Annotated in this window: 9 protein-coding genes, 1 tRNA gene, 3 rRNA genes and 1 pseudogene; 2 read left to right on the top strand and 12 right to left on the bottom strand. The window is 56.6% G+C overall.

What is annotated here, in order from left to right:
• Window positions 1–23 precede the first annotated feature (23 nt).
• The 10 genes from rplK to AAHM87_RS00025 all read right to left on the bottom strand — a co-directional run bounded on the left by rplK (window position 24) and on the right by AAHM87_RS00025 (window position 9,798).
• Entirely contained in the window at window positions 24–440 is a 417-nt protein-coding gene (gene rplK / locus AAHM87_RS00070) for a 50S ribosomal protein L11 (RefSeq protein ID WP_457913184.1), read from the bottom strand.
• 359 nt (window positions 441–799) lie between these two features.
• A complete protein-coding gene (gene mraW / locus AAHM87_RS00065) occupies window positions 800–1,027 on the bottom strand; it encodes a 16S rRNA (cytosine(1402)-N(4))-methyltransferase (protein ID WP_457913183.1) in 228 nt (75 codons plus the stop codon).
• 1 nt (window position 1,028) lies between these two features.
• Window positions 1,029–1,144 (bottom strand): 5S ribosomal RNA (rrf, locus tag AAHM87_RS00060).
• Between the two features lie 13 nt (window positions 1,145–1,157).
• Window positions 1,158–4,025, bottom strand: a 23S ribosomal RNA gene (locus AAHM87_RS00055).
• A 64-nt stretch (window positions 4,026–4,089) separates the two neighbouring features.
• Window positions 4,090–5,637, bottom strand: a 16S ribosomal RNA gene (locus AAHM87_RS00050).
• The 16S, 23S and 5S rRNA genes sit together here with 1 tRNA gene alongside, the layout of an rRNA operon.
• Before the next feature lie 324 nt (window positions 5,638–5,961).
• Window positions 5,962–6,043 (bottom strand) — tRNA-OTHER (locus tag AAHM87_RS00045).
• Between the two features lie 74 nt (window positions 6,044–6,117).
• Window positions 6,118–6,399, bottom strand: a complete 282-nt coding sequence (gene rpsO / locus AAHM87_RS00040) for a 30S ribosomal protein S15 (RefSeq protein WP_457913146.1) — start codon at window positions 6,397–6,399, stop codon at window positions 6,118–6,120.
• A 31-nt stretch (window positions 6,400–6,430) separates the two neighbouring features.
• Complete coding sequence (locus tag AAHM87_RS00035; protein WP_457913182.1) at window positions 6,431–7,603, bottom strand: homocitrate synthase/isopropylmalate synthase family protein; 1,173 nt, start codon at window positions 7,601–7,603, stop codon at window positions 6,431–6,433.
• On the bottom strand, window positions 7,593–8,579 hold the full coding sequence (ilvC, locus tag AAHM87_RS00030) for a ketol-acid reductoisomerase (RefSeq protein WP_457913181.1): 987 nt from the start codon (window positions 8,577–8,579) through the stop codon (window positions 7,593–7,595). Before ilvC ends, AAHM87_RS00035 begins: the two co-directional genes overlap by 11 nt.
• 13 nt (window positions 8,580–8,592) lie before the next feature.
• Window positions 8,593–9,798: a thiamine pyrophosphate-dependent enzyme gene (locus AAHM87_RS00025; RefSeq protein ID WP_457913258.1), complete on the bottom strand. Its 1,206-nt coding sequence runs from the start codon at window positions 9,796–9,798 to the stop codon at window positions 8,593–8,595.
• Between AAHM87_RS00025 and AAHM87_RS00020 the strand changes: the two genes are divergently transcribed.
• Entirely contained in the window at window positions 9,761–9,904 is a 144-nt protein-coding gene (locus AAHM87_RS00020; RefSeq protein WP_457913260.1) for a hypothetical protein, read from the top strand. The genes AAHM87_RS00025 and AAHM87_RS00020 overlap by 38 nt on opposite strands.
• A 38-nt stretch (window positions 9,905–9,942) precedes the next feature.
• On the opposite strand, the pseudogene AAHM87_RS00015 reads toward AAHM87_RS00020, so the two are convergent.
• Window positions 9,943–10,290: pseudogene (locus AAHM87_RS00015) on the bottom strand (thiamine pyrophosphate-binding protein); the annotation flags it as partial.
• On the opposite strand from AAHM87_RS00015, the gene AAHM87_RS00010 reads away from it, so the two are divergent.
• On the top strand, window positions 10,282–10,674 hold the full coding sequence (locus tag AAHM87_RS00010; RefSeq protein WP_457913180.1) for an RsfS/YbeB/iojap family protein: 393 nt from the start codon (window positions 10,282–10,284) through the stop codon (window positions 10,672–10,674). The pseudogene AAHM87_RS00015 and the gene AAHM87_RS00010 sit on opposite strands and share 9 nt — an antisense overlap.
• Here the strand turns inward: AAHM87_RS00010 and dnaE are convergent.
• Window positions 10,633–13,800, bottom strand: coding sequence for a DNA polymerase III subunit alpha (gene dnaE / locus AAHM87_RS00005; protein ID WP_457913179.1), 3,168 nt, complete (start codon window positions 13,798–13,800; stop codon window positions 10,633–10,635). The genes AAHM87_RS00010 and dnaE overlap by 42 nt on opposite strands.
• Between the last annotated feature and the right edge of the window lie 83 nt (window positions 13,801–13,883).

Below are 13,883 nucleotides of genomic sequence, written 5' to 3'. Positions count from 1 at the left end.
AGAGTGCCGCGCGTTGACATTGCTTAGTGCCCTGCATCTGCAATGGCGGTGTGCATTGATCTTACCGTGCCTGCTATGGTCCTAATTGCGCCATCTAGGCTGTTTGTGTTCAGCGATGGCAGCTTTGCACGGGCGATGTCAGCAACATCTGACTGGGTTATAAAACCACGGCCTGCCTTCCTCATCGCCTCCCTGACCATGTACGACGTAGGCACAGTGCCTATGCTCATGTCGAAAGTCCTGTCGTCGTATACTACTACCCGAGTTGTAACAGGAACACCCTCTGCCAGCGCTGATGTTGCAGCGTTGAAGGCCTTGCAGAACTGCTGGATGTTAATTCCCCTCTGCCCAAGTACTGGACCGATAGGCGGGGCAGGGCTTGCTTTCCCTGCCGGTATGGTAAGCCTGACCTTGGATTGAACACTCCTTGTCTGATGCATGATGTGGTCAATCGTATGGCATGGCACCGACGCAAATTTGCATTTGGTGATAATAGCCTAGTGCTTGGAGAGAAGGATTCGAACCCTCTGTTACCAGTTTGGGATCCTGGTGTTTTGCCACATCAACTATATCCCTGTGCCATGTATACCAATAGCAGATTACACTGCTAACCACTACAGACGCCTGCCAGCTGAGCTACAGGGCGTAGCGGGCCAAGGGAGTCGAACCCTTAAACTTGGAAGGCTCATGCTCTGCCATTTAGCTACGCCCGCAGTCCTGCTATGCCTGGAGGGGGTTGGATTCGAACCAACGAAGGCGAATGGCCTTACAGCCGGCCCCATTTTACAGCGAATCCAGCTCAGTTGGCATGACCTGCGGCTGCCCTAGGATCGGACGTACGTTCGAACCTTATGCTCTGGTCGCAGTCCAAGGCTATTACCCTGCCCTGAGGCCCTAGGCACCCCAGGAGAGCCGTGCTATGCCCTCCGGCGCCATAGGTTGCGTCTATGTACAGGCCTGATGTGTTGGTCAGGAGGTTGTCCACAACTTCCTGAATCATTACGCTCCTGTGCTCGCGTTGCACCATGGTCCTGACGTAACCTGCTTTCGCACCGGGCACGCCGGCACTATCATCAGCCGCGTGCTGTGTCACATAACTGTTCGGAATGGTCAGCTGTGGGTCCAGCATCATTGCGCGTCAGGACTGCATAGAACATAGGATTAAGTCTCACGGGCGCATTAGTACTGGTCAGCTCAACGTTTCACAACGCTTACACACCCAGCCTATCAACGTTCTTGTCTTGAACGGCCCTTCATTATTGGGATACCTAATCTTGGGGTAGGCTTCCTGCTTATATGCCTTCAGCAGTTATCCCTGCCAAACGTGGCTACCCGGCGATGCCATTGAGACGACAACCGGCACACTATAGGTTTGTCCACTCCGGTCCTCTCGTACTAGGAGCAGCTCCCCTCAAGTATCCAACGCCCACGGTAGATAGGGACCAAACTGTCTCACGACGTTTTAAACCCAGCTCACGTACCTCTTTAAATGGCGAACAGCCATACCCTTGGGACCTGCTGCAGCCCCAGGACGAGATGAGCCGACATCGAGGTGCCAAACACCGCTGTCGATAAGAACTCTCGAGCGGTATAAGCCTGTTATCCCCGGAGTACCTTTTATCCGTTGAGCGATGGCCCTTCCATACAGAACCACCGGATCACTATGACCTGCTTTCGCATCTGCTCGACACGTTTGTCTCGCAGTCAAGCACGCTTATGCCATTGCACTTTCGGCACGATTGCCAACCGTGCTTAGCGTACCTTTGTGCTCCTCCGTTACACTTTGGGAGGAGACCGCCCCAGTCAAACTGCCTACCATGCACTGTCCCAGCGCCAGGTAATGGCGCTGGTTAGAGGGTTGAGGCGGGGTGAGTGGTATTTCACCTGCGACTCAGCCGGGCTGTTGCCCGGCTTCATAGTCTCCCACATATCCTACGCGCCCCGCCTCAAAGCTCAGTACAAAGCTGCAGTAAAGGTTCACGGGGTCTTTCCGTCTAGCCGTGGGTAGATTGCATCATCACAACCACTTCAATTTCGCTGGGCCTCGGGAGGAGACAGTGTAGCCATCGTTACGCCATTCGTGCAGGTCGGAACTTACCCGACAAGGAATTTCGCTACCTTAGGACCGTTATAGTTACGGCCGCCGTTTACCAGGACTTTGCTAGGGAGCTCTCACCCCCTGCATTAATCTTCCGGCACCGGGCAGGCGTCACACCCTATACGTCCACTTTCGTGTTTGCAGAGTGCTGTGTTTTTAATAAACAGTCGCAGCTACCTATTCGTTGCAGCCCGGGCTGCCGCACCGTGCCTTACGGCTCGGCTCGCCCTGGCATACCTTATCCCGAAGTTACGGTATCAATTTGCCGAGTTCCTTCTCCCGAGTTATCCCATGCACCTGAGAATGCTCATCACGCCCACCTGCGTCGGTTTGAGGTACGGACACGGTGCGCTTTGTGGTGCTTAGGGGTGTTTCCTGAGGCCGTACGCCGCAGCTTGAGTGCCATGCCCAGGGGAGTTCGCACTAGTACCAGCACGGGCTTGCCAATGCATCCCCACAGCATAGCAACTGCGTTCTCGCTGGGCAGCCTGCGACACGCGGCCTGTGCCCCCATCGCTTGCGCACCGTGGTGCAGGAATATTAACCTGCCAACCCATCGGCTACGCACTTCTGCCTCGCCTTAGGACCGACTGACCCCACGCTGATGATCATGGCGTGGGAAACCTTGGGCTTACGGTGAGGGGGATTCTCACCCCCTTTCTTGCTACTCATGTCAGCATTCGCACTTCCGATACCTCCAAGAAGCCTACCGGCCTCCCTTCGCAGGCTTACGGAACGCTCTCCTACCACGCACACTCCGTGCGTCCACAGCTTCGGTGCATGGCTTAGCCCCGCTACATCTTCCGCGCAAGCCGGCTAGATCAGTGAGCTATTACGCTATCTTTAAAGGATGGCTGCTTCTAGGCCAACCTCCTGATTGTCAGAGCCTGCCCACATCGTTCCACACTTAGCCATGCTTTGGGACCTTAGCTGGTGGTCTGGGTTGTTTCCCTTTAGACGCAGGATGTTAGCACCCAGCGTCTGCCTCCCGTGCTAATGCTGCCCCGGTATTCGGAGTTTGCTATGGCAAGGTAGCCCTCTCGGACCCCAAGGCCACTACAGTGCTCTACCACCTGGAGCAAAAACACGAGGCGCTACCTAAATAGCTTTCGGAGAGAACCAGCTATCTCCAGGTTTGATTGGCCTTTCACCCCTACCCACAAATCATCCCCTAACTTTGCAACGTTAGTGGGTTCGGACCTCCGGTGCGGCTTAACGCACCATCATCCTGTCCATGGGTAGATCACCTGGTTTCGGGTCTATGCCCGGCAACTACGGCGCCCAGTTAAGACTCGCTTTCGCTACGCCTCCCTCATGGAGTTAAGCTCGCTGCCAAACATAAGTCGCTGACCCATTATACAAAAGGTACGCCGTCACCCCAGCCTATGGGGCTCCGACTGTTCGTGTGCGCGCAATTTCAGGTCTGTTTCACTGCTCCCCCAGAGCTCTTTTCACCTTTCCCTCACGGTACTTGTTCACTATCGGTCGGTTGTGGGTATTTAGCCTTGGAGGATGGGCCCCCCATATTCAGACAGGGTTAGCGTGCCCCGCCCTACTCTAAAGCGCAGGTTGTCTGACCCCATGCAGCTTAGCCTACCGGACTGTCACCGTCTACGGTTGCCCGTTCCATGGCATTCGGCTGCTGCTATGGGGGCGCCTACGCAGGCTCCTCCCGTTTCGCTCGCCGCTACTATGGGAATCTCTTTGATTTCTTCTCCTGCGGCTACTGAGATGTTTCAGTTTGCCGCGTACGCGACCTGGCCCTATATATTCAGGTCAGGACGGGCTCACCTAGAGCCCAGGTTTCCCCATTCGGACACCCCCGGGTTGCAGCCCCAATAGGCACGCCGGTGTTTTCGTGTATTGGCACGTCCTTCGTCGCCCTCAACCGCCAAGGCATCCATTGCGCGCACTTAAGTCCTTAATCCTACACCAGCGGCATGCGAGCCGCTGCGCCGGCACGATAGCAATGCTGATAGCCCTTAGAACTGTAAGGAGGTAATCCAGCCGCACCTTCCGGTACTGCTACCTTGTTACGACTTCACCCCAGTCATAGACCCCACCTTCGCAGCCTCCTTCCCTGCCTAGGGTTAGGGATGCTGCTTCTGATGCGGCTTACTCCCATGGTGTGACGGGCGGTGTGTACAAGACCCGAGAACGTATTCACCGTGGCATGCTGATCCACGATTACTAGCGATTCCGACTTCATGCACTCGAGTTGCAGAGTGCAATCCGAACTGGGGCTGGGTTTGTGGGATTAGCTCCCTCTCTCGAGTTGGCGACCCTTTGCTCCAACCATTGTATGACGTGTGAAGCCCTACCCATTAAGGCCATGATGACTTGACGTCGTCCCCACCTTCCTCCGGTTTATCACCGGCAGTCTCTATAGAGTGCCCCAGTGGTAGCAACTAAAGACGGGGGTTGCGCTCGTTATGGGACTTAACCCAACATCTCACGACACGAGCTGACGACAGCCATGCAGCACCTGTGCGCGAATTCTCTTTCGAGCACTTCCGCCTCTCGGCAGAATCTTCGCCATGTCAAGAGTAGGTAAGGTTCTTCGCGTTGCATCGAATTAATCCACATCATCCACCGCTTGTGCGGGTCCCCGTCAATTCCTTTGAGTTTTAACCTTGCGGTCGTACTACTCAGGCGGTCGACTTCATGCGTTAGCTTCGTCACCGAGGAAAAAGGGCTTCCCCCGACGACTAGTCGACATGGTTTAGGGCGTGGACTACCAGGGTATCTAATCCTGTTTGCTCCCCACGCTTTCGTGCCTCAGTGTCAGTGATGGCCCAGGGGGTTGCCTTCGCCTTCGGTATTCCTCCAGATATCTACGCATTTCACCGCTACACCTGGAATTCTACCCCCCTCTGCCATACTCAAGCTTACCAGTAACCTCCGCTGCACTACGGTTGGGCCGTAGGATTTTACAGGGGTCTTGGCAAGCCACCCGCGCACCCTTTACGCCCAGTGATTCCGATTAACGCTCGCACCCTACGTATTACCGCGGCTGCTGGCACGTAGTTAGCCGGTGCTTATTCTTTCGGTATCGTCAAGAGGGCATGGTGTTTGCACGCCCTCCTTCATCCCGAACAAAAGTGCTTTACAACCCTAAGGCCTTCTTCACACACGCGGCATTGCTGGATCAGGCTTGCGCCCATTGTCCAAGATTCCCCACTGCTGCCTCCCGTAGGAGTCTGGGCCGTGTCTCAGTCCCAGTGTGGCTGATCGTCCTCTCAGACCAGCTACTGATCTCAGCCTTGGTGGGCCATTACCCCGCCAACTAGCTAATCAGACCCCGGCCGATCCAGTAGCGTGAGGCTAGAATCCCCCACTTTCACCGCGCCATGCTGTGCGGCTTCATGCGGTATTAATCTGGCTTTCGCCAGGCTATCCCCCACTACAAGGCACGTTCCGGGGCGTTACTCACCCGTACGCCACTCGCCACCAGGCCTAAACCCGTGCTGCCGTACGACTTGCATGTGTAAGGCATGCCGCTAGCGTTCAATCTGAGCCAGGATCAAACTCTATACAGTACTTCTGTCTGGTGTTGCGGTGAGGCTAAACAGACCTTGAGGAACCTAAGCCTATAACAGCTCCAATGAAGGTCCAGTTTACGCTGAGGCTGTTTTTGGGGCTGTTTTTCGTGCATTGCAGCGTAGGCTAGCGTTGGCTTTGGCACTAGCGCTGGGCATGCACCGCTCGTTCCATCTGCTGCAATGCCGCAATGCCAATGCCCTACCATGCTCACCCTACGTTAGCAGGGCAGTGCACAACAGCAACGCAGCCTACGAAGTGGGCTGCCACATTTCGCCCCCACTGCCCGCACCAGCTGCGCACAGCGCTAGCCTACGCTGCCATGCCGACGATGAGACTTGAACTCATACAGCATGCGCCACCACCACCTCAAGATGGCTTTCTACTGTTTTTCACCACGTCGGCATTGCTATGACTGCCACAGCAACAAATACGACCGCGCTGCTACATGGCTAGCTGTACCATAGGGCTAGCCTGCTCTAACGCCTAAGGCCCAGACGATTGACAACCATCGCGTACATTATGAGCCTCCTTTTCCTGAGGTAAGAAAGAAGCCTTCTCCTCCTGGATATCAGGCACTGGAGCCCCCTATGGCCATGCCTATCCCCTGCGTGCATGCTAAAGTGCCCCCTACGCAGCCTGTTTATACGCTCAGTCATTAAGGCTACCTGCACTGCAGCGCACCCAGTATTGCCAGCGCCTCCGCCATATTCTGCAGTGCTGGAGTATGTTGGCGATGTTGCTATAAAGATGCCATGCATCAGCTCGCCGGCACAGAGAGCAGGCGCAGCGCTAGCAAGGACGGGATGCAATGGCATGGAGCGCAGCCAGTGCGGAGCCATATACTACGGGCAAATGGCTGGCTAGCCCTTTCATCATAGTAGCCAGCCTAGGGACACCAATTGCACCGATGGTGACCCCACCGCCTTCGAGCCTATTTTTCAGTGCATGCGCCCCGGAAAGCTTCCCTAGCACTATGCTACCGCCTCTTCCACCAACGTCCTCAGCCCTTAGTGCCTCGTATGTCCTGCGGTTCTTTATAACTCCGTCCTGGTGTATACCTGAGGCGTGTGCGAAGGCATGGCATCCAACCACAGGCTTAGTTGCAGGCAAACGCCGTCGTGCTATCGCGGACGCAAGCTGTGCAATGGACCTCATGTGCCTAGCGTCCACGCGAACGTCCATCCCAGCGCCCGAGTACTCTAGCCCAGCGGCAACCACGACCTCCTCAAGTGCAGCGTTTCCAGCCCTCTCTCCTATGCCGGTCACAGTACACTCCGCCTGTCCTGCGCCGCATGCTATTGCTGCCATAGTGTTAGCGAGAGCCAGCCCAACGTCGTTATGGCAGTGCACAGAAAGCGTGACCCTGTCAGATATGGGCACAGAGCGGCACAGCATACCAGCAACGTCGCTAAGCTGCTCCGGGATGCCATGGCCAACAGTGTCAGTTACGTTCACTATTGTGGCGCCAGCTTCTACGGCCGCATGAGCTAGGCTGCATAGGAACGAAGGATCAGCCCTGCTGGAATCTTCTGGTGAGAACTCAACGTCGTCACAATATGCCCGGGCCAGCCGCACCATCGCCGCAGCCCTGTCAACCACATCAAGTGGATGCATCCTTAGCTTTTCCTCTATGTGCAGACTAGATGACCCTATGAAAAGATGGATCCTAGGGTGCCTCGCGAACTCGAGAGCCTTGGCTGCCTTCCTGACATCATGCCCGACTGCTCTGGCTAGCGAGCACACCACGCAACCCCGTACGCAGCAAGATATGCGACGGATTGCATCAAAGTCTGAGGACGAACTTGCTGCGAACCCAGCCTCGACGACATCCACGCCCGCTAGCTCAAGGCGCCTAGCCATCTCTGCTTTAGCTTCTGGCCCCATTACTATGCCGGGCGCCTGCTCGCCATCCCTGAGCGTCGTGTCTAGGATGGCTAGGCGCCTACGTCTACTACGAGCCATGTACGCAGGTCATGCGTGACCTCAGCCTAGCACCCACTGCCTCAATGGGATGCTCTCCAACTGCCCTACGGCATGCCGTGAGAGTGGGTGAGTTGGACCTGCCCTCCATGATGAAGTCCTTCGCATACCTGCCAGTACGTATGTCGTTCAGTACTCGCCTCATAGCACTGCGCACTGCTGCCCCTATTACCCTTGGGCCTGACACGTACTCACCATACTCAGCGTTGTTCGATATGGATTCGTTGAGCGCTGCCACTCCACCGCGGTTCATGACGTCTACTATGAGTTTCATTTCATGCATGCACTCGAAGTACGCCAGCTCAGGCTCATATCCAGAGCTAACCAGAGTATCGAAGCCTGCCCTGATCAGCTCTACCAGGCCGCCACATAGGACTGCCTGCTCACCGAATAGGTCCGTCTCAGTCTCATCCACGAACGTAGTCTCAATGATGCCTGCAGCACCACCGCCATTTGCTATGGCATACGACACCGCAAGAGCCCTTAGGTGCTCGCACTGTGGCTTAGCTGCCACAAGGTGAGGGGTCCCCCACCCTGCAATGTACGTCTCCCTTACCATATGGCCAGGAGCCTTCGGTGCTGCCATGAATGCTCCTCTTCCATTGCCGATGGGTATCTGGTTGTAGCAAACGTTGAAACCATGAGCGAACGCTACCGAGGCCCCCGGCCTTAGGTAATCCCTAACTGCCTTGGCATAAACGTCAGCCATGCACTCGTCGGGCGTAAGGAGCATTGCCACATCAGCAATGCTCACTGCTTCCTGTACGCTCCTTGGCATGAAGCCATCGCTCATTGCCGCATCGAAGGATGGCCCCGGCCTGAGGCCAATCACAACCTCAACACCGCTATCCCGTAGGTTCATTGCATGAGCCCTGCCTTGAGATCCATATCCCACCACTGCCACAACCCTTTCTCTAATGATGGAAACATCTCCATCGCGCTCGTAAAGAACCCTCACAACGCCTCCGTAGCTAGTTGATATCCCTATAGCTGGTCATCATGTTAGTAATGCTCCTACCACCTTGCACCATTGGCCAAACGCACTCATGACTACTGTGCCGCACGTTCAGTAGCGCCGTGTGCCGTACGCTGCTTCTAGACTCAGCAAAGGCGGCGAAGGCATGGACTGGACCTAGCACATCCACCCCCACATGACCCTGCTGCTCGGCAATGGAAGAGGAGCAGGCGTACATTGCTGAAGCAGACTGCGAGTACCTGCCGCAGTGCTCTACTTGCTGCCATTGCCGCACCATGCCCAGGCTGCCGTTGTTTAGCACGATGACCATTACCCTCGAACCCATGTCGCGCAGGGTTGGGAGCTCGTGCATGCTCATTTGCAATGATCCGTTGCCAGTAATGCACAGGGAGTACAGACCATGCGACAGGGTCTGTGCACTCATTGCGAATGGTAGGCCACAGCCCATGGTGCCTAGGCCGCCTGAGTTTATCCTCCGCGCAGTGATGCCCGCCGTGTTGTACTGGGCGGACCACATTTGATGCTGCCCCACGTCGCAACAAACGGAGCAAGCGCCGATCACTGCACGCCTGAACATGTTGCCATACAGGACGTATCCCATTCGGCAATGCCTCTGGTGTATACGCCAGCTCCGCCGTAGGATGGTCCAGTGGCGCAAAGAACATCCATTAAGCGCGCCCCTGGCATAGAGCAACCTGCACAGCGTGCCTATGAAGTGCTCTACATTAGCCATTGCCATGTGCGACACGCCTACGTTCCGAGTCAGTGAGCTCGCTACGTTAACAGATACTACAGCCCTGCCGCGCCAGACAAGCCGTGCCGGGCTTGTCACAACCCGGTCGTCAAACCTGGCCCCCATTGCCACCACAAGGTCGCAGTACTGCAGCGCAAGGTTTGAACCCAGACGGCCATACATTCCTACCATGCCTACGGTGCCCAGAGTAGGTGTGGCATCGAGTCCCATCAGGCTACCTGCAAAAGGCATGCAGGCAGCCCCAGCAATATGTGCCAGCCTTTGCGCGCTGTGCGCAGAGCCTCCTCCTACATAAGCCAGCGGTCTTGCAGCAGAGGCTATATACCTTGCGGCCACATGGGCATAAACGTACAAGCAAGGCTCTGACCACACATCCAGTGGTGCGGTGTGGTTGGGCCTATGCCGCAGCTTGAGTGCAGTAACGCATGGCAGGGTAAGCCTTACCACGTCCTTCGGAAAGTCAAGGAGGACTGGGGATGGTTTGTTCGTTACGGCAACAAGGCTAGCCTCCCATGCCGCCCTCCTTATGTCAAGCACCCTGCGCAGGCTATAGCAGCCCTTGGTGCACGGCGATGCGAGCCCTACAGCATCACATTCCTGGAATGAACCCCTCCCAATGCTTGCCAATGGCACCTGCCCGCTTATTACCAGCACAGCCACCGAGTCTGCATCCGCCGTTGCTATGCCAGTTATGGCGTTGGTTATTCCTGGGCCAGATGTGACGAGGCACGAGCCTAGCGCGCGCGTTGCGGCATAGGATGAGCAGGCAGCATAAGCTGCAGCAGGCTCGCACCTTACGGGCATGTGCCTCAAAAGGCCACACCTGTATATCTCGTCGTACAACCCAAGCACTGAGCCCCCAGGATAACCCCACAACCGGAGTATGGCCATTCTACTCAGAGTCCATATCAGTCCAAGCGCACCGCTAGCATGAAGCACGTGCCCTCTGCGCGTGACGCACGTAGGGGAAACATATTAGACATTGCTGGCACGCAAGCAAATGCGTGCGTACAGTGCGGCATACCGCACAGCATTACGGGTGTAATAGATAGCCTCGGCGGCACGAACACCAGGGTATACGCAGGGCACAGGCTAGGTTATGAGTGCGTAATAGTAACGCAGGCAACGCAGCCTACGCACGTCAGGCACGTTGCCATAGGCGTGACTCGGTATGCGAAGGACACATACAGCAATGTCGCCTCTGACATAGAGCCAGGGTCAGAGTGGTGCACCGTTGCATGCCAGGGCGCCATAATCTGCATTATGACGCCATATATGAGGCTAAGGTATGCGATAGATGCCCTGCACGGGCGTCCGGTCTAACATTGCGCCAGTGCAGGTGACCCCCAGCCTCAGAGTAGTCACGCTCAGCCTCTCCCTATCCTTAGAAACGTACACCCGGCCAGTTACGACCAGCGGGCTCCTAATCAACACAGGGCCTGCGACGGAGCCCGTAGTGCAGTATACGGTGCAGCAATCTGAGTCGTCCTCTATAGCAGCCATGGCGCTATGCCCCTCTGGGCCAGACCTTGCCCCCATGCTTAAAGCTACGCCGCACAGTGTGAGAGTGGCATGCGGGCGCGCCCGTCGCCTTATGGCATCGATACCCATAGCAGCAATAGCCCGTGCCGCACCCCTGCACCTGCTGAATGGGTGGATCGAGAAGTAGTATCCGAGCGCCTCACTCTCGTGCTGCACAGCAAAGCGCCAGGCGCTTGCAGCAATCAGGCAAGCTGCGCTGGTGGGTTGCTGAATGCGCCACAGCAGTGCAGTAGGCTCATGGCGATTGCGCATAGCGGCAGGCAGTACTGCCAGCATGGTCGCCCTGGCGCCACCATGAGCGCAGTCGAATGCCCCGGCCTTGATCAGACACTCCACAGCCCTCCTCTTGACGATCCTACTGTTGATGCGTGCAAGGAAGTCATACAGGCTTCTGAACGGCCTATCCTCCCTGCACCTGGCAATGTCCCGCACCACAGCCTCACCGCCGCACTTAACTGCACCTAACCCGTACACTATGTACCCATGCCCTTCGCTCCCATAGCAGGAGATGGGTGTGAATCTATAGGATGGCCTATTTACGTCAGGGGCTCTGAGTGGCACGCCACGTCGTGCGCAGTCCAAACGCAACAGCCTGAGCCTGTCGTAGTCTCTTAGAGACCAGCTCATGTTGGCCGCCATGAAATCTACTGGATGGCGTGCCTTTACCCAGGCAGTATGGTAAGACATGGTGGCATAGGCTGCTGCGTGCGACTTGTTGAAACCGTAGCTGGCAAACTTCTCCATGTGCTCGAAGACCGCCACAGCGCTAGATCCTCCTATGCCGAGCCTTGACGCCCCGTTTACGAATGATATCCTATGCGCTGCCATATCCCGGGGCTGCTTCCTGCTCATCACTCGACGTAGCAGGTCAGCCTCCCCGGGAGTGTATCCACCCATTGCCTGAGCTATCCTCATTACCTGCTCCTGGTACACCATAACGCCGTACGTCTCACCAAGGATAGGCAGCAGGCGTTCGTCCACCACAAAAGCTGCCTCGACGCCATGCTTGCGCCTGCAGTAGCTGCGCACAAGGTGCATTGGTCCAGGCCTGTACAGTGATATCAGAGCTATTATGTCTCCCAGCCTGTCTGGCACGGTGATCCTAAGCGCCTCCTGCATGCCTATGCCCTCTAGCTGAAAGACCGCCACAGTATCTGCAGCCTGCAGTAGGCCGAAGGTTGCGCTATCGCACGGTGGGCCGCACAGGGAGTGCTGGCTTACAGCGCGCCCTGTGCCAACTACACAGCGTGCGGCGCAGCTCAGTATGGTGAGCGTAGTAAGCCCCAGGAAGTCGAACTTCACCAGCCCAAGAGACTCTGCATCGTCCTTGTCTAGCTGGCTTACTGGAACAATGCTGCCCGCCTGCTGGTACAGCGGGCACAGGTCCTGTATGTCTGCTGGCGATATTATGATGCCCCCTGCGTGCACTGCCATGTTCCTCACCAGCCCTTCCATCCTAGAAGCCGTGTCAATAAGGAGCCTCACGTCTCCCTCGGAGGCATACCTTGACCTCAGCATGCGCACCTCCTTGAGGCTATTCGGTATGGTGACCCTAGCGCCTGGCCTGATCGGAACCAGCCTGGCTATGCTGTCTGCCAAGGTGTAGCTCACGCCCATTGCCCTTGCCGCTTCGCGCACCGAAGCACGGGCTGCCATAGTGCCGAAGGTGGTTATCTGAGCCACGCTGCCGTTGCTATAGCGACGCCTGACGTACTGCACGACCCTGTCCCGGCCATCCTGGCAGAAGTCGATGTCGAGATCTGGCATCGTAACGCGCTCGGGGTTAAGGAAACGCTCGAATAGCAGCCCATGCTGTATGGGGTCTATGTCCGTTATGCCAAGCACGTAAGCCATGAGAGATCCGGCACCAGACCCCCTGCCAGACCCCACTGGTATGCCACGAGCCCTGGCCCATCCCACGAAATCAGAAACTATGAGGAAGTAACCGCAGAAGCCCATGCCAGCGACTATCCTGTACTCCTCCCTAATCCTAGCAGCATACTCACGACGCGGGCCCGTGAATCGTGGCATCCTACCATCCATCATCCGCGTTCGCAGGCCTGAGCCAAGCGTGCATGCTAGCGCTGAAGCCTCATTGCAAGGTGAGCAACCGGCAAACACTGGTCGCCTTAGCCTGCCAATATCCATGTCCAGGTTGCACATCCTCGCTATAGCGCACGTGTTCGAGATGGCAGAGGGTATGTCTCTGAAAATCCTAGACATGCTCTCCCTGCTCTTGAAGTGCTGCTCTCTTGTGAACATGCCCGTAGCGCGTGCACCCAGCGCACCAGCAGCCATGCCGCACCGAACGCAATGCAAAGGGTAGTCTGATGGCGCTATGAACTGTATGGGGTGCGTTGCAACCACTGGTACCCTTGAGTACATCGATAGCTCTAGGGCTCTATGTACGTAAGCCTCAGTGCCGCTGTGGGCACAGCGCTGGAGTTCTAGGTAGAAGGAACCCTGGGTCATTGTGAGCCAATCATCCACTGAGCGCCGTGCTGCACTATAGTTGCCGTCGATGATATGGCGCCCAATTGGGCCGTCAAGCGCTCCAGAAAGAACAACGATGCCCTTTAGAATGCGTGGGCTTCCGGCAAGCCAGCGCATGTCAACACGAGCCTCAACGCACGTCGCAGCATCTGACCAGGCCGCTGTGAGTATCCGGCACATGTTGCGATACCCTCCACCGCTTCTGGCCAGGGCTAGCACGGACGAAGTATCGCCGAACGCCCCTCGTAGTAGCAGGTGGCATCCCACTATGGGCTTTACGCCCGACCTTACGGCAGCCTTGTAGAACTTAACCGCTCCGCAGACGTTGTTTAAGTCTGTTAGCGCAAGCGAGCACTGCATGTCTGCCCTCGCTGCGCGCACCGCATCCTCTACCCTGACCATGCCGTCGTGCATAGAGTACTCAGAGTGCATCCTCAGATGAACAAAGTCTACGCCGCAAGAGCAGCCCAGCGGTGCTGTAGAGCAACCATCCGTCA

Source organism: Candidatus Tremblayella endosymbiont of Pseudococcus viburni, assembly GCF_964031255.1.
Note: the sequence above shows the minus strand (reverse complement) of the source record. Positions and strands in the feature narration are given on the sequence as shown.